This window comes from Shinella sp. WSD5-1 (assembly GCF_963942435.1).
Lineage (GTDB): Bacteria > Pseudomonadota > Alphaproteobacteria > Rhizobiales > Rhizobiaceae > Shinella > Shinella yambaruensis.
The window spans coordinates 593,710-611,093 of the sequence record NZ_OZ012597.1 but is presented as its reverse complement, the minus strand read 5'-3'; the positions used below and the strand labels follow the sequence as shown (position 1 = coordinate 611,093).

At 66.5% G+C, this 17,384-nt stretch carries 18 protein-coding genes; 8 read left to right on the top strand and 10 right to left on the bottom strand.

Annotation, left to right across the window (positions count from 1 at the left end):
- Nucleotide 1: 1 nt before the first annotated feature.
- From AABQ55_RS26055 to AABQ55_RS26025, 7 genes are all read left to right on the top strand, one after another.
- Complete coding sequence (locus tag AABQ55_RS26055; protein ID WP_272807948.1) at nucleotides 2-1,099, top strand: ABC transporter ATP-binding protein; 1,098 nt, start codon at nucleotides 2-4, stop codon at nucleotides 1,097-1,099.
- A gap of 1 nt (nucleotide 1,100) precedes the next feature.
- Nucleotides 1,101-2,219, top strand: coding sequence for a mandelate racemase/muconate lactonizing enzyme family protein (locus AABQ55_RS26050; RefSeq protein WP_272807949.1), 1,119 nt, complete (start codon nucleotides 1,101-1,103; stop codon nucleotides 2,217-2,219).
- 3 nt (nucleotides 2,220-2,222) lie between these two features.
- A complete protein-coding gene (locus AABQ55_RS26045) occupies nucleotides 2,223-2,552 on the top strand; it encodes an L-rhamnose mutarotase (RefSeq protein ID WP_272807950.1) in 330 nt (109 codons plus the stop codon).
- A 203-nt stretch (nucleotides 2,553-2,755) separates the two neighbouring features.
- Nucleotides 2,756-3,823 carry a Gfo/Idh/MocA family protein gene (locus AABQ55_RS26040; protein WP_272807951.1) on the top strand — a complete coding sequence of 356 codons (1,068 nt, stop codon included), beginning with the start codon at nucleotides 2,756-2,758 and terminating at the stop codon, nucleotides 3,821-3,823.
- Nucleotides 3,824-3,836: 13 nt separating this feature from the next.
- Complete coding sequence (locus AABQ55_RS26035) at nucleotides 3,837-4,286, top strand: MaoC/PaaZ C-terminal domain-containing protein (RefSeq protein WP_272807952.1); 450 nt, start codon at nucleotides 3,837-3,839, stop codon at nucleotides 4,284-4,286.
- A gap of 19 nt (nucleotides 4,287-4,305) precedes the next feature.
- A complete protein-coding gene (locus AABQ55_RS26030; protein ID WP_272807953.1) occupies nucleotides 4,306-5,040 on the top strand; it encodes an SDR family oxidoreductase in 735 nt (244 codons plus the stop codon).
- Nucleotides 5,041-5,086: 46 nt separating this feature from the next.
- Nucleotides 5,087-6,361 carry an L-fuconate dehydratase gene (locus AABQ55_RS26025; RefSeq protein ID WP_272807954.1) on the top strand — a complete coding sequence of 425 codons (1,275 nt, stop codon included), beginning with the start codon at nucleotides 5,087-5,089 and terminating at the stop codon, nucleotides 6,359-6,361.
- A gap of 45 nt (nucleotides 6,362-6,406) precedes the next feature.
- Here AABQ55_RS26025 and AABQ55_RS26020 read toward each other — a convergent pair whose 3' ends face one another.
- Genes AABQ55_RS26020 through AABQ55_RS25995 form a run of 6 tightly spaced genes read right to left on the bottom strand, consistent with a single transcriptional unit; the run spans nucleotide 6,407 to nucleotide 11,862 of the window.
- The gene (locus tag AABQ55_RS26020) at nucleotides 6,407-7,450 is read right to left on the bottom strand and encodes a C45 family autoproteolytic acyltransferase/hydolase (protein WP_272807955.1); all 1,044 of its coding nucleotides are present in this window, start codon (nucleotides 7,448-7,450) and stop codon (nucleotides 6,407-6,409) included.
- A complete protein-coding gene (gene glnQ, locus AABQ55_RS26015) occupies nucleotides 7,440-8,168 on the bottom strand; it encodes a glutamine ABC transporter ATP-binding protein GlnQ (protein WP_064333136.1) in 729 nt (242 codons plus the stop codon). The genes AABQ55_RS26020 and glnQ overlap by 11 nt, the downstream gene beginning before the upstream one ends.
- Nucleotides 8,165-8,821, bottom strand: a complete 657-nt coding sequence (gene glnP, locus AABQ55_RS26010) for a glutamine ABC transporter permease GlnP (protein ID WP_244766620.1) — start codon at nucleotides 8,819-8,821, stop codon at nucleotides 8,165-8,167. The genes glnQ and glnP overlap by 4 nt, the downstream gene beginning before the upstream one ends.
- Nucleotides 8,822-8,881: 60 nt before the next feature.
- Entirely contained in the window at nucleotides 8,882-9,622 is a 741-nt protein-coding gene (glnH, locus tag AABQ55_RS26005) for a glutamine ABC transporter substrate-binding protein GlnH (RefSeq protein ID WP_133035673.1), read from the bottom strand.
- 21 nt (nucleotides 9,623-9,643) lie between these two features.
- Nucleotides 9,644-10,981, bottom strand: a complete 1,338-nt coding sequence (locus AABQ55_RS26000; RefSeq protein ID WP_272807956.1) for an aspartate aminotransferase family protein — start codon at nucleotides 10,979-10,981, stop codon at nucleotides 9,644-9,646.
- Nucleotides 10,978-11,862: a MurR/RpiR family transcriptional regulator gene (locus tag AABQ55_RS25995; protein ID WP_272807957.1), complete on the bottom strand. Its 885-nt coding sequence runs from the start codon at nucleotides 11,860-11,862 to the stop codon at nucleotides 10,978-10,980. The genes AABQ55_RS26000 and AABQ55_RS25995 overlap by 4 nt, the downstream gene beginning before the upstream one ends.
- Before the next feature lie 91 nt (nucleotides 11,863-11,953).
- Between AABQ55_RS25995 and AABQ55_RS25990 the strand changes: the two genes are divergently transcribed.
- On the top strand, nucleotides 11,954-12,790 hold the full coding sequence (locus tag AABQ55_RS25990; RefSeq protein WP_272807958.1) for a 3-keto-5-aminohexanoate cleavage protein: 837 nt from the start codon (nucleotides 11,954-11,956) through the stop codon (nucleotides 12,788-12,790).
- 34 nt (nucleotides 12,791-12,824) lie between these two features.
- On the opposite strand, the gene dhaL (AABQ55_RS25985) is transcribed toward AABQ55_RS25990, so the two are convergent.
- The 4 genes from dhaL (AABQ55_RS25985) to AABQ55_RS25970 form a co-directional block, all read right to left on the bottom strand.
- Entirely contained in the window at nucleotides 12,825-13,460 is a 636-nt protein-coding gene (gene dhaL, locus AABQ55_RS25985) for a dihydroxyacetone kinase subunit DhaL (RefSeq protein WP_272807959.1), read from the bottom strand.
- A gap of 13 nt (nucleotides 13,461-13,473) precedes the next feature.
- The gene (locus AABQ55_RS25980) at nucleotides 13,474-15,576 is read right to left on the bottom strand and encodes a bifunctional sugar-binding transcriptional regulator/dihydroxyacetone kinase subunit DhaK (protein WP_272807960.1); all 2,103 of its coding nucleotides are present in this window, start codon (nucleotides 15,574-15,576) and stop codon (nucleotides 13,474-13,476) included.
- 137 nt (nucleotides 15,577-15,713) lie between these two features.
- Nucleotides 15,714-16,355: a dihydroxyacetone kinase subunit DhaL gene (gene dhaL, locus AABQ55_RS25975; protein WP_272807961.1), complete on the bottom strand. Its 642-nt coding sequence runs from the start codon at nucleotides 16,353-16,355 to the stop codon at nucleotides 15,714-15,716.
- Nucleotides 16,356-16,369: 14 nt separating this feature from the next.
- Complete coding sequence (locus tag AABQ55_RS25970) at nucleotides 16,370-17,362, bottom strand: dihydroxyacetone kinase subunit DhaK (RefSeq protein WP_272807962.1); 993 nt, start codon at nucleotides 17,360-17,362, stop codon at nucleotides 16,370-16,372.
- Nucleotides 17,363-17,384 lie beyond the last annotated feature (22 nt).

The following is a 17,384-nucleotide window of genomic DNA, read 5'->3' as shown; positions in this document are numbered from 1 at the left end:
CATGGCAACCGTTTCCCTCGAAAAGCTGGTCAAGCGCTACGGTGCGGTCGAAGTGGTCCATGGCATCGACCTGGAGGTGGCCGACCGCGAGTTCATTGCTCTCGTCGGCCCCTCCGGCTGCGGCAAGTCGACGACGCTGCGCATGATCGCCGGGCTGGAACCGATCTCCGGCGGCAATCTCAGGATCGGCGGCAAGATCGTCAACGACCTGCCGCCGCGCTCGCGCAACCTTGCCATGGTCTTCCAGTCCTACGCGCTCTATCCGCATATGACGGTGCGCGAGAACATGGGCTTCTCGCTGAAGATCGCCGGCCAGAAGCCGGAGGAGATCGCCCCGCGCGTGGAGGAGGCGGCAAAAACGCTCGACCTCGCGCATCTCCTCGACCGGCGGCCCTCGCAGCTTTCCGGCGGCCAGCGCCAGCGCGTCGCCATGGGCCGCGCCATCGTGCGCCAGCCGGAAGTCTTCCTCTTCGACGAGCCGCTGTCGAACCTCGATGCGAAGCTGAGGACGCAGATGCGCGTCGAGATCAAGAAGCTGCATGCCAAGGTGCAGTCGACGGTAATCTACGTCACGCACGACCAGGTGGAGGCGATGACGCTCGCCGACCGCATCGTCATCATGCGCGACGGTCATATCGAGCAGGTCGGCACGCCGGAGGACGTCTTCCAGCGGCCGAACTCGAAATTCGTCGCCGGCTTTATCGGCTCGCCGCCGATGAACCTCAAGGACGCCGAGATCGCCGACGGCCATGTGGTCTTTTCCAGTGGCGACCGCCTGCCGCTGCCGTCCCGCTTCCGGGATCGGGTGACGGCTGGCCAGAGGGTGACCTTCGGCCTGCGACCGGACGATCTTTATCCCGCCGGCCACGGCATCCATTCCGGCGAGGATGCCGATGTATACAGGCAGGACCTGCGCGTCATCCTCACCGAGCCGCTCGGCAACGAGACCCTCGTCTTCTCCGATTTCGGCGGCGCGGAATGGGTCGGCCGCATGCTGAACCCGCGGCGACTTGTGTCCGGCGAAGCGCTGCCCTTCTGCTTCGACCTCTCCCAGGCTCACCTCTTCGACGGTGAGACCGGCAAGACGCTCAGGGGCTGACATGGCGAGGATCGAACGCATCGAGCTGAAAATGGTCGACCTTCGCCCGAAGGTCGAGCGCACGGACGCCATCCAGAGCTTCGTTTCCCAGGAAACGCCGCTCGTCACCGTTACCGACAGCGACGGGGCGGTCGGCACCGGCTACAGCTACACGATCGGTACCGGCGGCTCCTCCGTCATGCGGCTTCTTGCCGATCATCTCGCGCCGCGCCTTCTCGGCCGCGACGCCGACCGGATAGAGGCGATCTGGCACGAGCTGGAATTTACGACCCATGCGACGACCATCGGCGCGATCACCTCGATCGCGCTCGCCGCCATCGACACCGCGCTCTGGGATTTGCGCGCGCGAAAACAGAACCTGCCGCTCTGGAAGCTCGCCGGCGGGGCGAAGGGCCGCTGCCCGCTCTACACGACCGAGGGCGGCTGGCTGCACATTCCGGTGGAGGCGCTCGTCGAGGATGCGCTGGATGCCAAGGCGAAGGGTTTTTCCGGCTCCAAGGTGAAGATCGGCAAGCCGCATGGATCCGAGGATTTCGCGCGCCTCTCGGCCGTGCGCAAGGCGGTCGGCGACGGCTACGAGATCATGACGGACGCCAACCAGGGTTTTTCCGTCGACGAGGCGATCCGCCGGGCCGGGCGCCTGCGCGACCTCGATCTCGGCTGGATCGAGGAACCGTTGCCGGCGGACGACATCGACGGCCATGTCCGCCTCAACCGCGCGACGGCGACACCCATCGCCGTCGGCGAATCGCTCTATTCGATCCGCCATTTCCGCGAATACATGCAGAAGGGTGCCTGCTCCATCGTGCAGGTCGATGCCGGCCGCATCGGCGGCATCACGCCCTGGCTGAAGGTGGCGCATGCGGCGGAGGCCTTCGACATGCCCGTCTGCCCGCATTTCCTGATGGAGCTGCATGTCAGCCTGACCTGTGCGGTGCAGAACGGCAAATATCTCGAATACATTCCGCAACTCGACGACATCACCACCTCGCGCTTGACCATCGAGAACGGCATGGCGCTCGCGCCCATGACGCCGGGCCTCGGCATCGATTGGGACTGGGATGCGATCCGCGCGCGCTCCATTGCCGAATTCGAGCGCGAAATCCGGAAAAGGGTCTAGGAGATGCAGCGCATCGGCATGGTGATCGGCGTGAAGCCGGAGAAGATCGAAGACTACAAGCGCCTGCACGCCGCCGTCTGGCCGGAGGTGCTGGCGATGATTTCCGCCTGCAATATGAGGAACTATTCGATCTTCCTGAAGGAGCCGGAGAACCTGCTGTTCTCCTTCTTCGAATATCACGGCAGCGACTATGCCGCCGACATGGCGAAGATGGCCGCCGACGCGAAGACGCAGGAATGGTGGGCCGTCTGCATGCCCTGCCAGTCGCCGCTGGAGACGCGGAAGGATGGCGAGTGGTGGGTGGGCATGGAAGAGGTGTTCTTTCATGCGTGAGGTTGTGGTTCACCCCCCTCTGCCCTGCCGGGCATCTCCCCCTCAAGGGGGGAGATCGGCACGAGGCAAAACCCGTGCTCAATCGGAAACGCTGGAGATAGGCGAGACGGTGCTCCATCCAATCTCCCCCCTTGAGGGGGAGATGCCCGGCAGGGCAGAGGGGGGTGAGGCTAAGGTTACGCCTCATCTTCAAGAGGTGTGCCATGTCCTTTGACCCCCAAACCCTAGCCCAATCCTGGCCGCTGCCGGCGAACCCGCGTCCCATCGTCACCTTCGGCGCCGGCTCGATCGTCGGCGACGCGCATTATCCGGCCTATCGCAAGGGCGGCTTCCCGATCGCCGGCCTCTATGATCCGGACCACGACAAGGCGAAGGCGCTCGCCGAAAGGTGGAGCGTCACGGCCTATCGCACCGTCGAGGAGGCCATTGCCGTCGAGAGCGCCATCTTCGATCTCGCAACGCCCCCGGCCGCACATGCGAAGGTGCTGGCGGCGCTGCCGGAGGGGGCGGCGGTGCTGATCCAGAAGCCGATGGGGGCCGACCTGTCCGCTGCGACGGAGATCCTGACGATCTGCCGCGACAGGAAGCTCAAGGCCGCCGTCAATTTCCAGCTTCGTTTCGCGCCGATGATGCTGGCGCTGAAGGACGCCATCGCCAGGGGGCTTCTCGGCGAGGTCGTCGATTTCGACGTCCATCTGGCGCTCGATACGCCCTGGCAGCTCTGGTCCTTCCTCGAAGGCCTGCCGCGCATCGAGATCGCCATGCACTCGATCCATTATCTCGACGTCATCCGCCAGGTGCTGGGCGATCCCGGGGGCGTGCACGCCAAGTCGATCGGCCACCCGAACCATGGGATGGCGCAAACGCGCACCACGGCAATCCTCGACTATGGCGACCGTGTCCGCTGCGCCCTTTCGGTCAACCACGACCACAGGTTCGGCCGCAGGCATCAGGCCTGCGAATTCCGCGTCTCGGGCACCGAGGGCGCGGCCTATCTCCAGCTCGGCGTCAATCTCGATTATCCGCGCGGCGAGCCCGACATTCTGGAGATCCATCTCAAGGGCGGCGAGGGCTGGGTGCCGGTGCCGTTGGAAGGAACGTGGTTCCCGGACGCCTTCGTCGGCCGCATGGCGAACCTTCAGCGCTTCATGTCGGGCGAAGACGCGGAACTCGTCTCCTCGGTCGAGGATGCATGGATGACCATGGCGCTCGTCGAGGCGGCCTATGCCTCCAGCGCCGCGCCCGCGACGCCGCTCGCCGCACGGCCCTAGACAGGAACAGCCTATGGAACAGGTCAGGTATTTCGAAGACTATGAAATCGGCGAGGGGCGCAAGACGAGCGGGCGCACCATCACGGAGACCGATTTCGTCGTGCATGCCGGGCACACGGGCGATTTCTTCCCGCACCACATGGATGCCGAATTCATGAAGACGCAGCCTTTCGGCCAGCGCATCGCCCATGGCACCATGGTCTTTGCGATTGGCGTCGGACTGACGGCGAGCGTCATCAATCCTGTTGCATTTTCCTACGGTTATGATCGCATGCGCTTCATCAGGCCCGTCTTCATCGGTGATACGATCCACACCCGCGTGACGATATCAGGTAAGGAGGATGATCCGAAACGCGCCGGCTTCGGCCGGGTGATCGAGCGCACGGAAGTCGTCAACCAGAAGGGCGAGGTCGTTCTCGCCGCAGACCATATCTACGTCGTCGAGCGCCGTCCGGGCGCCTGACGCACCACAAGGAGCCATCATGAGCCTTTCCCTTCAAGACAAGCGCGTCCTCATCACCGCCGCAGGCCAGGGCATCGGCAAGGCGAGCGCCATCGCCTTCGCCCGCGCGGGCGCCAAGGTCGTCGCGACCGACATCAATGCCGATGCGCTGAAAAGCCTTGCCGGCGAGGCGGGTATCGAGACCTATGTGCTCGACGTCCTGAGCGAGGAGACGGTCAACCGCGTGGTCTCGGCGACCGGCCCGTTCGACGTGCTCTTCAACTGCGCCGGCTTCGTGCACGCCGGCACGATCCTCGACATGCCGGACAAGGACCTCGATTTTGCCTTCGACCTCAATGTCCGCGCCATGGTGCGCACCATCCGCGCCGTGCTGCCAGCGATGCTGGAGAAGAAGGACGGCGCGATCATCAACATGGCCTCGGTCGCCTCCAGCATGAAGGGCGTGCCGAACCGGGCGGCCTACACCATCACCAAGGCGGCGGTCGTCGGGCTCACCAAGTCGGTGGCGGCCGACTACGTGGCTGAGGGCATCCGCTGCAACTGCATCTGCCCCGGCACGGTGGAAAGCCCCTCGCTGCAGGATCGCCTGCGCGCGCAGGGCAACTACGAGACGGCGCGCGCGGCCTTCATCGCCCGCCAGCCGATCGGCCGCATCGGAACGCCGGAAGAGATCGCCGACCTCGCCGTCTATCTCGCGAGCGCCACCTACACGACCGGACAGGCCTACGCCATCGACGGCGGCTGGACCATCTGAGACATTTTTTAGCCGGCAGAGCGCCGGCCATTGCAAGGGCCGCACCATGACCAAGATCACCAGCCTTCGCTCGATCGACCTGCGCTTTCCCACCTCGCAGAGCCTCGACGGCTCGGACGCCATGAACCCGGATCCGGACTATTCGGCCGCCTATGTGGTGCTCGGCACGGATGCGCCCGGCCTCGAAGGCCATGGCCTCACCTTCACCATCGGCCGCGGCAACGAGATCTGCTGCCTGGCGATCGAGGCGATGAAGCATCTGGTGGTCGGCCTCGACCTTGCCTGGGTGCGCGAAAATCCCGGCCGCTTCTGGCGTCATGTCACGAGCGACAGCCAGTTGCGCTGGATCGGCCCGGACAAGGGCGCGATGCATCTGGCGACCGGGGCCGTGGTGAATGCCGTCTGGGACCTCCTGGCCAAGCAGGCGGGCAAACCCGTCTGGCGGCTCGTCGCCGAGATGAGCCCGGAGGAGATCCTCTCCATCGTCGATTTCCGCTACCTGACGGATGCGCTGACGCCGGAGGAGGCGCTGGCCATCCTGAAGAAGGCGGAAGCCGGCAAGGCGGAGCGCATCGCGACGCTGGAGAAGGAAGGTTACCCCTGCTACACGACCTCGGCCGGCTGGCTCGGCTATGACGACGAGAAGCTGCGCCGCCTCTGCCAGGAGGCCGTCGACCAGGGGTTCACCCATATCAAGATGAAGGTCGGCCGTGACCTCGAAGACGACAAGCGGCGCCTGCGCATCGCCCGCGAGGTGATCGGCGACGAGCGCACCATGATGATCGACGCCAACCAGATCTGGGAGGTGGGGCAGGCGATCGACTGGGTGTCGGAGCTGAAACCCTACAAGCCCTTCTTCATCGAGGAGCCGACGAGCCCGGACGACATCGCCGGCCACAAGGCGATCCGCGCGGCCATTCATCCGGTCAAGGTGGCGACGGGCGAGATGTGCCAGAACCGCATCATCTTCAAGCAGATGATCGCCGGCGGCGCGATCGACATCGTGCAGATCGACAGCTGCCGCATGGGCGGCCTCAACGAAGTGCTCGCCGTGCTTCTGATGGCGGCGAAATACGGCCTGCCGGTCTGGCCGCACGCCGGCGGCGTCGGCCTTTGCGAATATGTCCAGCATCTTTCGATGATCGACTACGTCGCTGTCTCCGGCACGAAGGAGGGCAGAGTGATCGAATATGTCGACCACCTGCACGAGCATTTCGTCGATCCCTGCCGCATCGAGAACGCCGCCTATATGCCGCCTGCGCGGCCGGGTTTCTCCATCGAGATGAAGCCGGAGTCGATCGCGGCCTATACGTTCGGGTGACGAGGCGCGGGCGGCTGTCCCCGCCGCCCCTTCGACAGGCGGATATCAGGACACGGGCTTGAGGGTGCCGTCCATCACGAAGCGGGGCGTCTCTTCCGGGCGGTCGTGAACCTGCCAGCGGATGGCGTTCGCGCCGATGTGGAACACGGCGGTCGTCAGCGTGTTCTCGTGGTCCGGGTCGTCCGGCTGCGCACGGTAGATGGGCAGCGGCGCTACGGCCTTGTCCCACAGGATGGCGCGTGGATTCCGCAGGCCTTCTCCGCCCTCGGCGATGAGTTGGTCCCCGCGTTGCTGCCGGGACCGGGAGGAGCCGGTGATCACCTGCCGCTCGCCGGCCATGCCGGCATGAACGAGGTGGTTGGCGTGGCATTGCGGGCGGTCGAGCGTGACGGCGGAGCAGTGCTTGTGGGTGAATTCCACGCCGACAAGCCGCGGATCGCCCCTTTGCCCGAGCGTCATGTGGAACGCGCCGGCGCGTTCCGAGCTCTCCAGCAGGTGGATAGCCGCGTCGATCGACGGGCAATCCAGCAGGGCGCGACCGAGCACCATGCGCGGCAGGCCGGCGCCGACACCGCGCGAGCGGATATTGTTGACGGTCTGGACGAGACCTGTCGCCGTCACCGCAAAGGTATGGCCGGGGATCGAGGCCGGGTAGACGAAGCTGGTGAAGGCCGTGCCGCCCCCGGGGCGGATATGGGCGAGCGCGCAATGGCCGCGAAAGCCGGGATCGCCGTCCTCGTTGTGGGCGAGCAGCGGTTCGGCGCCCGGTATCTGCACCGTCGTGCAGCCGTCCGGCGCGAAGGCCCAGAGGTCGCCGCGGCAGTTCCACAGGAAGACGTCGTCGAAGGGAAGATCGAGGCCGAGGGCGAGGCCCTGCAGTTCCGCCCAACAGGCGGGGAAGCGGGCCTCCACCATCCGGCGCATCGCGGCAACGCGCGGATCCGCGCGAAAGGCGAGGACCGAAGCCCAGGCATGGCCGTGCACGAGGTGGCGATGGGCGATATCGCGGCCGAAACGGCCGAGCTGGAGGCCGATCTCCCGCGGCATGCCGGCGATCTCGATGAAACCCAGCCGGTTTTCAGTGGACATGCTGCAAGAACTCCCGCAGGCGTGGATTTTCCGGATTGGCGAGCAGGTCGGCCGGCTTGCCGTCGACGGAGATCTTGCCGTCCTCCATGAAGATCAGCCGCGTGCCGACCTGGCGGGCAAAGGCCATTTCATGCGTGACCACGATCATCGTCATGCCCTCCTCGGCGAGCGCCTGCATGACGCGCAGCACCTCGTGGCGCAGCTCCGGGTCGAGCGCGGAGGTCGGCTCGTCGAACAGCATCAGCTTCGGCTTGACGGCCAGCGCCCGGGCGATCGCCACGCGCTGCTGCTGGCCGCCGGAAAGCTCGGCCGGATAGTGGTGGCCGCGCTCGGCAAGGCCCACCTTGGCGAGCAGCGCCCTGGCCTGCTCCTCGGCCTCGGCACGGCTGATGCCGCGCACCCGCCGGGGGCCGAAGGCGACGTTCTCCAGCGCCGTCATCTGCGGGAAGAGGTTGAACTGCTGGAAGACCATGCCAGCCTCCTGGCGGATGAGCCGCACCTGCGAGCGGCCGGCCTTGACGCTGATATTGTCGACGACGAGATCCCCACCGTTGATCTCCTCCAGCGCGTTGATGCAGCGAAGCAGCGTCGACTTTCCCGAGCCGGACGGGCCGATCAGCACGACCACCTCGCCCTTGTCGATGTTGAGGTCGACCTCGCGCAGCACCACGACGGGGCCGAAGGTCTTGGTGACGTTTCGAAATTCCACGATGCTCACAGGATTCGCATCCTCTTTTCGGTGACGCGCAGGATCAGCGTCAGGGTTCCGGTCATCAGGAGGTAGAGGATCGCCACCGCGCTCCAGATCTCGACCGCGCGGAAGTTGGCGGCCATGATCTCCTGGCCCTGGCGGGTGAGCTCGCCGACGCCGATGACGATGAACAGCGAGGTGTCCTTGAGGCTGACGATGAACTGGTTGCCGAGCGGCGGGATCATGCGCCGGAAGGCGACGGGGCCGATGATGTAGACCAGCACCTTCCACAGCGGCAGGCCGAGCGCCAGGCCGGCCTCCTTCAGGCCCCGGTGCACGGAAAGGAACGAGCCGCGCACGATCTCCGCGATATAGGCGCCGGCATTGACGACGATCGCCGTGACGGCGGCGGTCATCGGATTGACGCGGATATCGGCGAGAACCGGCAGTGCGAAATAGATGAACATCACCTGCACGACGATCGGCGTGCCGCGGATGAGCTCGATATAGGCAAAGGCGACGGCGTTCAGGAACGCATTGCCATAGGCGCGCATCAGGCCCGCGACGAAGCCCACGGCAAGGCCGCCCACGAGGCCGGCAAGGGTGATGAGGATGGTAAGGCGTGCGCCGCTCAACAGGGCGGGCATGGCCTCGCCGATAACGGACCAGTCGAATTCCATGAAGGGCTCCCCGGCGTGAGGAGGGCGCGCCAGCCTGCCGGCGCGCCCGGGACTAAGGCATCAGAGCTTAGGCTCGGTGCCGAACCACTTCTTGTAGATCTCGGTGTAGCGGCCGTCCTTCTTCATGTTGGCGAGGGCGGCGTTCACCTTGGCGACGAGCTCGCTGCCCTTCGGGAAGCCGATGCCGTATTGATGGGCCATCATCTGCTCGCCGACTGCCTTCACCTTGCCGCCGCCGGCGGTCTTCACGTAGTAGAGCACGTTTGGCGTATCGTGCATGGCGGCGTCGACGCGGCCGGTCTGCAGTTCCAGATAGGCATTGTCGATGTTGGGGAACTGGCGCAGCTCCGTCTCCTTGAAGTGCTCCTTGGCGTAGTCCGTCGCCGAGGTGCCGGTCTTGGTGGCGAGGATCTTGCCCTTCAGGTCCTCGGCGCTCTGGACCGTGCTGTCCGCCGGCACCATCAGCAGGAAGCCGCTGTCGTAATAGCCGTCGGAGAAATCGATCGCCTTCTTGCGCTCGTCCTTGATGGTGATGCCGGCGAGCGCGACATCCACCTGCTTGGTCTGGAGCGCGGGGATGATGCCGTTGAAGTCCATCGGCTGCAGCGTGTAGGTGACGCCGATCTCCTTGGCGATGGCATCCCACATGTCTATGTCGAAGCCGACATATTTGTCGCCTTCCTTGAATTCGAAGGGCACGAAGGCCGTGTCGGTGGCGACCACAAGGTCCTCGGCTTGCGCGGCCTGGCCGAAGGCGAGGGCCGATGCGAAGGCGGCAAATAGAATGGTACGCAGTTTCATGGTCGTTCCCCTTTTGCTTGGTTATGCGTGTGGAAGTGTGCTGACGGCGGCATCGATCGCATCGCCCAGCCGCTCGACGATGCGCGTGATATCCGCGCGCTCGACGATGAAGGGCGGGGCGATCAGCACATGATCGCCCTGCCGGCCGTCGATCGTGCCGCCCATCGGATAGACCATCAGGCCGCGCGCCATGGCTTCCTTCTTGATCAGGACGTTGAGCTTGAATTTCGGGTCGAAGGGCTGCTTGCCGGCGCGATCGGCCACCAGTTCAACCCCGCGGAACAGGCCGCGCCCGCGGATGTCGCCGACATGATGGTGGTTGCCGAGGCGCTCGACGAGCTGGCGCTCCAGTTCCGCGCCCATCGCAACGACGTTGGCAAGAAGGTTTTCGCGCCGGATGACCTGCTGCACCGCAAGGCCGGCGGCGGCGGCCATCGGATGGCCCATATAGGTGTGTCCGTGCTGGAAGAAGCCGGAGCCGCTGGCGAAGGCCTCGAAGATCTTCTCCGAGAGGAGCACGGCGCCGACCGGCTGGTAGCCGCCGCCAAGCCCCTTGGCGATGGTCATCAGGTCGGGCGCGACGCCGTCCTGCTCGCAGGCATGCAGCGTCCCGGTGCGGCCCATGCCGCACATCACCTCGTCGAGGATGAGCAGCACGCCGTAGCGGTCGCAGATGGCGCGGATACGCTTCAGATAGTCGGCGACGGGCGGGACCGCGCCGGCCGTGGCGCCGACGACCGTCTCAGCGACGAAGGCGATGACCTCGTCCGCGCCGAGTTCGAGGATCTTGTCTTCCAGCTGCTGCGCGGCGCGAGCGGCATAGGCCTCGTCGCTCTCGCCGCTTTCCTGCAGGCGATAGGCGTAGCATGGATCGATATGGTGGGTTTCGACGAGCAGCGGCTTGAACTGCGCGCGCCGCCACTCGTTGCCGCCCGCGGCAAGCGCCCCGAGCGTGTTGCCGTGATAGCTCTGCCGGCGCGCGATGATGTGGCGGCGCTGCGGCTCGCCCTTCTCGACGAAATATTGCCGCGCCATCTTCAGCGCCGCCTCGACCGCTTCCGAGCCGCCGCTGACGAGATAGGCATGGCTCAACCCTGCCGGCGCGTCCGCGATCAGCAGTTCCGCCAGCGCCTCGGCAGCCTCGGAGGTGAAGAAGCCCGTATGGGCATAGGCGAGCCGGTCGAGCTGTTCGTGCAGGGCGGAAAGGACGGCGGGATGGGCGTGGCCGAGGCAGGAGACGGCCGCGCCGCCCGAGGCGTCGATATAGGCCTTGCCCTCGGCGTCGAACAATTCGATGCCCCTGCCGCCCACGGCGACCGGCATGCGGGAATGGATGGCGCGATGCAGAAGGCGGGTCACGGACGCTTCATCCTCGTCTTGAGATGGGTGTTGAGGGCGGCCGACTGGCGGTCGACGGCGGCAAGCGCGGCGCCTGCCGCATCCCCCGCCTGGCCGGCGACCAGCGCGCCCAGCACCTCGGCGACGACGAAGGCCGGCGACATGGCGTGCAGGAATGACGGGCTTTCGGTCGGCACGACCAGCGTGCAGGCGGCAAGCTGGGCGAGGGGGGCGACGAGGCTGTCGGTGATGGCGATCAGCGGCACGCCCGCCTCGCCGGCATAATCGGCAATCTCGATCGTCTGGCGCGTATAGGGCAGCACGCTGACCGCGACCATCACGTCCTCGCCGCTCGCGCTGCCGAGCGCATCGGCGCCGATGCCGCCGACGGCATCCAGCATGATCGAGTGTTTTCCCGCGAGCGACAGGATGTAGTGCAGGTGCCAGGCCGGCGAATGGCTGGAGCGCAGGCCGAGGCAATAGATGCGCCGCGCGGCGCCGAGCCGGCGGGCGGCTTCCACCAGCATTTCCAGCGATTGGGGCTGCGAGAGCTGGCCGACCTGCGCGGCGATGCCGCCCAGCATGTCGGCTGCCAGCGCCTGGTCGCCCTTCAGCTTCTGGCTCTTCGCCTGCGCTCCGACGCGGCCGGCAAAGCCCGTTACGTCGCCGCGCATGGCGTCCGCATGGAGCTGGCGGATGTCCTCGTAGCCGGCAAGGCCGAGATGCTTGGCAAGCCGCGTCATGGTGGCGGGCTGCACGCCCGCCTGCCGTGCCTGCTCGCGCATGGACAACAGCGCGACCTCGCGCGGCTGGTTCAGCACATAGCGCGCGGCGGCCCGGAGCTGCTCCGACATCGTGTCGAAGGCATGGACGATCTGGTCTGCGAGAGGGCCGTTTTGCATGGCGATCGAATACACCTTTCCAAATTTCTTTGCAACAGTTGTTTCATTAATGTAGATATATGATCCATATGAATCATATCCTGGATGCACGATGACAGATTCTCGCGAACCGCGCCGCGTGGCCATCGCCGTGGCCCCGAACGGCGGCCGCCGCACCAAGGCGGACCATCCCGCCATCCCCCTGACGCCGGGCGAATTGGCGCGTACTGCAGCCGAATGCCTGGATGCGGGCGCCGCCATGATCCACGTCCATGTGCGCCGACCGGATGGCCGTCATCTCCTCGATGCCGATGCCTATGGGGCGGCGATTGCGGCCATCCGCGCGGCGGTGGGCGATCGCCTGGTCATCCAGATCACCACGGAAGCGCTCGGCCTCTACGCGCCGGCCGAGCAGGTCGCCGTGCTGAAGGCGGTGAAGCCGGAGGCGGCCTCGCTGGCGCTGCGGGAACTCGCGCCGGATGCGGCCGCCGAACCCGCCTTCGCCGAGGCGCTCTTCTGGATGAAACGGGAGAATGTCCTGCCGCAGATCATCCTCTACGAGCCGGCGGAGGCGGTGCGCCTTGAAGGCATGATCCGCCGCGGTCTCGTGCCCTGGCCGGCTATCCCCGTGCTCTACGTGCTCGGCCGCTATACCCTGTCCCAGACCTCGCAGCCCGCCGACCTCATGCCCTTCCTCGCACCGGAGGCACCGCGCTTTTCGAACTGGAGCGTCTGCGCCTTCGGACGCCACGAGGCGGCCTGCGTCACCGCCGGCGCCCTGCTCGGCGGCCATGTTCGCGTCGGCTTCGAGAACAACCTCCATCGGCCCGACGGCAGTCTTGCCGCCTCGAACGCCGATCTTGTCGAGACCGTCGCAACGGCGCTCGACCGCCTCGGATGCGCTTCGTGCCGTGCTGCGGATCTGCGCAACGGTTTTGATCTGATTTGAAAGAAACGCCCTGCAAGTCCTTGCGGATGCGGGGCTAAAGCGCCTCGGCCATCGCCCTGACAAGTGCCGCAGCGGAGGTTGCGCCCGGATCGAGATGACCGAGCGAACGCTCGCGCACGCGGGCGGCGCGGCCCTTGGCGGCGACCATCGTCGCGGTCGCGGCCGCGCCGTTGTCGGCGGCGGCGGTGACGGCGGCCCAGAAATCCGGCTTCGACCTGCCTTCGGCGACGGCGGTCGCGGCCGCCTGCGCCGCGGGCAGCCAGACGTCGAGCATGGTCTTGTCGCCGCGCTGCGCCTTGCCGCGCTCGCGGATCCCTTCGGAAAGGGCAGCGAGCATGTCGCGGCAGGCGGGAAGGTCGAGGTTTTCGCGGCCGGCAAGCGTTTGCGCGGCGCGGCGGAAACCGGTGGCATAGAGCGGGCCGGTGGAGGCGCCTACGGCATCGAGAAAGCCGGTCGCGGCGGTGGACATCACCTCGGAAGGGCTTGCCGCATCGAGGTCGAGCGCGGAGAGGGCGGCGTTCACGGCCTTGAAGCCGATCGACATGGTGATGCCGTGGTCGCCGTCGCCGATCGCACCGTCGAGTTCGGAGAGATGGTCTTTCTCCGCCTCGATCGCCTCGGCCATCCGCTCGAACATTTTCGCGAGAGCCCGCGCCGCGCTTTCCGACATGTCTTCCTCCCCGTCAGGGCGTTTCAGGCGTGTTGATGGTCAGGACCGCCGTCTGGCACGGGTGGTGCAGCAGCTCGGTCAGCTGGCGGTCGAGATGCAGGATCGAGATGGAGGCGCCCACCATGTCGAGCGAGGTGCAGTAGTGCCCCACCCAGTTGGCCTCGATCGCGATGTTCTTGGCGGCAAGCCGCTGCTCCACCCGGCGGAACAGGATGTAGAGCTCCATTTGTGGTGTCGCGCCGAACGAGTTGACGAGCACCGCCACCCGGTCGCCGGGTTCGGCCTTCATCTCTTTGAAGATGTTGTCCATGATCGTATCGACGATCTCGTCGGCGGTGCGGATGCGCTCGCGCGAGACGCCGGGCTCGCCATGGATGCCCATGCCGAGCTCCATGTCGTCGGGGCCGATCTCGAAATTGTGCCGCCGCGTCTGCGGCATGGAGCAGGATTCGAGCGCGACGCCGACCGTATAGGTGCGGTCGTTTGCCTTGCGGGTCACGGCCTCGCACTCGTCGAGCGTCATGCCGCGGTCGCAGGCCGCGCCCGCCACCTTGAAGACGAAGAAATTGCCGGCGACGCCGCGCCGTCCTTCCTTGTCCTCGACCGGGGAGGAGACGATGTCGTCGGTGGTCAGCACCGTGCGGATCGGGATGCCCTTCTCCTCGGCGATCTCGGCCGCCATCTCGAAGTTCATCACGTCGCCGGCATAGTTGCCGTAGACGAAGAGCACGCCCGCGCCGCCGGAGGCCGCGACGGCGCATTTGGCGATCGGGTCCGGCGGCGGCGAGGAGAAGATGTTGCCGATCGCCACCGCATCGGCGAGCCCCTTGCCGACGTAGCCGACGAAGCAGGGCTCGTGCCCCGTGCCGCCGCCGATGACGAGGCCGACCTTGCCGGGCCGCGGACCGTTGCGGGCGACGAGGGCGCGGCGCGAATTGCCGATCGGCTGGAGATAGGGCTTGTGCGCCGCGATCAGGCCATCCAGCATCTCCTCGACAACGTCATTGGGATTGTTGAGGAATTTCTTGACGTGCGTGCGGTAGGCGTTGGCGACCGGCGTGCTCTTCTGGCGCTGCGAGAGTTTTCCGTCGAGGCTCGTCACGCCGTCGGCGCGCAGGATGCCCGCGCCGGTCGCCGCGTCCGTCACCAGCACGTTGACATAGCCGCCGCGCAGTGCCGCCAGCAGGGCCGGCACCTTGTCGAAGCCGCCGGCGACGGCGACGCGGGTGCCGATGCCGCGCAGCATCTCCAGCGAAATGCCGATCGTGCGGTCGTCGAGCGGGCCGGCGACGGGGCGGCCGCGCTCGTCTATGAAGCGTCCCGCAAGCACGCCCGCCGCACCCTTGGCGAGGTAGTGCTGGAGGGGCACGGATTCGAAGAAGCCGCTGGTGTGGATCGTCGAATTGGGGCGCAGCGAGGCGATGCCGAAGACGACGCGGTTGGCGCGTGCGAGCGTGTCGAACTGTTCGCGGATCAGCGGCTCGGCGAGCAGCATGTCGTGCATCTGTGCGGAGGCGACGATGGCGGGGGCGGTGATGTTGACGCAGCGGGCGGAGATCGCGCGGGCGACGGCGGCCGTGGTCAGTTCCGGCGTATAGGCGAAGCTGGCGGTGGTGCCGCCGGTCGCCTGCACGACGGTGACGTCCTGCAAGGAGGCCATTTCCAGATGTTCGCCGACCGACAGGATGGTGCGGCCCCAGGCGACGGCGAGCGTGTCGCCGGACTTGATCATCTTGGCGAGCGCCTGCGCGCCGGCCGCGCCCAGTCGTCCGATCAGCGGGCGCGTGTCGTCGTCGTTCGGCACGACGAGGCAATCCGAGAGGCCGAAATGGCGCTTCAGTTCCTGCGCGATGGTGAGCGAGGCGAGGCGGGCGGGCTCGATGGAGATGTTGACGATGCCCTTTTCGCGGGCGTCGGCGAGGTAGCTGTTGACGGTGGCGCGCGAGACGCCCATCGCCTCGGCGATCTCGCCCTGCGTCATGCCGTCTTCATAATAGAGCCAGCAGGCCCAGACATAGGGGTCGTCGCCATAGCGCAGCGGGATGGAATCGATGCCTTCGGGCCCGTTCACCCGGCTGATACCGCCCTTGCGCGGTGCGGAAGTCTTCAAAGCCATCGGTTTTGCGGGTCTCCCTTCAGGCGGCGACCATGGAAGCAACGCCGCCGCTTTGCAACATGGTTTGACAAAAAAGCGTTGCGCGGCCCGTCGCGAGGGACGGGCCGCGCGTCCTGGGAGGACCGTTGGGGGCTGCCTCAGCCGAGGCGGGTGCGTGCGCCGTCGGACAGTTCCTTCAGGATGATGGCGCAGGAGGTCGCGCCGGCATCCAGCACGCCGAGCGAGCGCTCGCCGAGCCGGCTGGCGCGGCCGATCTTGGCCACCAGGCCGATCGTCGAATCGCGCCCGGCCTCGGCGGCCGCAACGAGCGCTTCCAGCGCCTCGCCGAAGGATTTGCCCGCCGCCGTCGCCGCGTCGAAGGCCTCGACCGCCGGAACGAACGTGTCGAGCAGCGTCTTGTCGCCGACCTTGGCCGAGCCGATCGATCGGATGCCGGAAAGGCCGGCATGCAGCATCCTGCTGTAGGCCGCCGCGTCGATCGTCTCCACGCCTTGGATCGTCTCGGCGAATTCCGTGAACATGACGCCGTAGAGCGGGCCCATCGAGCCGCCGATCTCCGTCATCAGCACCGTGCCGAGCGTGTCGAGGGACTGGGCGAGCGACGCGTCCTTGCCCTTCAGCCGCTCGGCGGCCATGCCGAAGCCCTTGGCCATGTTCACGCCATGGTCGCCGTCGCCGATCCTGCCGTCGATCTCGCTGAGATAGGCCCGGTTCTCGACGATCCGCTCGGCCATCGAGAGGACGATCGCGCCGGAAGACGCATTGTCGAAGGTCTGCATGGGGCTTCCTCCCGTCACAGGATGATCGTGCAACGCGTCTCGACATCGAGCAGCGTCTTCAGGTCGTCGTCGAGCGCCATGACGGTCAGCGTCGCGCCGACCATTTCCAGCGAGGTGAAGTAGTTGCCGATCCAGGTCTTGCGGATCGTCAGCCCGCGCGCCGAGATCTCGCTCTCGATCGTGTCGTTGAGAATGTAGAGCTCGTTGAGCGGCGTCGCGCCGAGGCCCGAGACCAGCACGGCGACCTCGGTGCCTTCGGGAAGGTCGTGATCGTCGAGCACGATCTTCACCATGTCCCTGGCGACCGCCTCGGCCGTCTTCAGCGTCTCGACGCGCACGCCCGGCTCGCCGTGATGGCCGATGCCGACCTCCATCGTGCCCGGCTCGATCTGGAAGTTCGGATGGCCGACGGCCGGCAGCGTGCAGGGGCCGAGGCCGACGCCGATCGAGCGGCAGTTGTCGATCGCCTTCTGCGCGGCGGCCCGCACCTCCTCGAGGCTCGCGCCGGTCGCGGCCTTCGCGCCGCCGATCTTCCACATGAAGATCTCGCCGGCAACGCCGCGGCGCTTCTCGCGTTCCGCGATCGGGGCCGAGCAGACGTCGTCGTTGGCGACCACCGTCGCGACCTCGATGCCGTCCTTGGCGGCGAGCTTCGTCGCCATCTTCACGTTCATGTTGTCGCCGGCATAGTTGCCGTAGAGCACGACGACGCCCTTGCCGCCGTCGGCTTCACGGATGGCGTCGTGGAAGCTCTTGGCGGTCGGCGAGGAGAAGAGCTCGCCGACGGCGACCGCATCGAGCATGTTCCTGCCGGCATAGCCGATGAAGGCCGGCTCATGGCCCGAGCCGCCGCCCGTCACAACGCCGACCTTGCCGGCAAACGGGGCATCCCTGGCGACGACGACGCGCGGGTTCTCCGCAAGGCGCACGATATCCGAATGCGCCTTCACAAAACCCTTGACGGTATCCTCGACAACAAGGTCAGGGTCGTTGATGAAACGCTGCATGGTAACTCCTCCTTCAGAAAAA

What these genes read in the sequence shown, in the direction of transcription:
- AABQ55_RS26055 (WP_272807948.1), top strand. Translation starts at nt 2, where the DNA reads ATGGCAACCGTTTCCCTCGAAAAGCTGGTCAAGCGCTACGGTGCGGTC.
- AABQ55_RS26050 (WP_272807949.1), top strand. Translation starts at nt 1,101, where the DNA reads ATGGCGAGGATCGAACGCATCGAGCTGAAAATGGTCGACCTTCGCCCG.
- AABQ55_RS26045 (WP_272807950.1), top strand. Translation starts at nt 2,223, where the DNA reads ATGCAGCGCATCGGCATGGTGATCGGCGTGAAGCCGGAGAAGATCGAA.
- AABQ55_RS26040 (WP_272807951.1), top strand. Translation starts at nt 2,756, where the DNA reads ATGTCCTTTGACCCCCAAACCCTAGCCCAATCCTGGCCGCTGCCGGCG.
- AABQ55_RS26035 (WP_272807952.1), top strand. Translation starts at nt 3,837, where the DNA reads ATGGAACAGGTCAGGTATTTCGAAGACTATGAAATCGGCGAGGGGCGC.
- AABQ55_RS26030 (WP_272807953.1), top strand. Translation starts at nt 4,306, where the DNA reads ATGAGCCTTTCCCTTCAAGACAAGCGCGTCCTCATCACCGCCGCAGGC.
- AABQ55_RS26025 (WP_272807954.1), top strand. Translation starts at nt 5,087, where the DNA reads ATGACCAAGATCACCAGCCTTCGCTCGATCGACCTGCGCTTTCCCACC.
- AABQ55_RS26020 (WP_272807955.1), bottom strand. Translation starts at nt 7,450, where the DNA reads ATGTCCACTGAAAACCGGCTGGGTTTCATCGAGATCGCCGGCATGCCG.
- glnP (WP_244766620.1), bottom strand. Translation starts at nt 8,821, where the DNA reads ATGGAATTCGACTGGTCCGTTATCGGCGAGGCCATGCCCGCCCTGTTG.
- glnH (WP_133035673.1), bottom strand. Translation starts at nt 9,622, where the DNA reads ATGAAACTGCGTACCATTCTATTTGCCGCCTTCGCATCGGCCCTCGCC.
- AABQ55_RS25995 (WP_272807957.1), bottom strand. Translation starts at nt 11,862, where the DNA reads ATGCAAAACGGCCCTCTCGCAGACCAGATCGTCCATGCCTTCGACACG.
- AABQ55_RS25990 (WP_272807958.1), top strand. Translation starts at nt 11,954, where the DNA reads ATGACAGATTCTCGCGAACCGCGCCGCGTGGCCATCGCCGTGGCCCCG.
- dhaL (WP_272807959.1), bottom strand. Translation starts at nt 13,460, where the DNA reads ATGTCGGAAAGCGCGGCGCGGGCTCTCGCGAAAATGTTCGAGCGGATG.
- AABQ55_RS25980 (WP_272807960.1), bottom strand. Translation starts at nt 15,576, where the DNA reads ATGGCTTTGAAGACTTCCGCACCGCGCAAGGGCGGTATCAGCCGGGTG.
- dhaL (WP_272807961.1), bottom strand. Translation starts at nt 16,355, where the DNA reads ATGCAGACCTTCGACAATGCGTCTTCCGGCGCGATCGTCCTCTCGATG.
- AABQ55_RS25970 (WP_272807962.1), bottom strand. Translation starts at nt 17,362, where the DNA reads ATGCAGCGTTTCATCAACGACCCTGACCTTGTTGTCGAGGATACCGTC.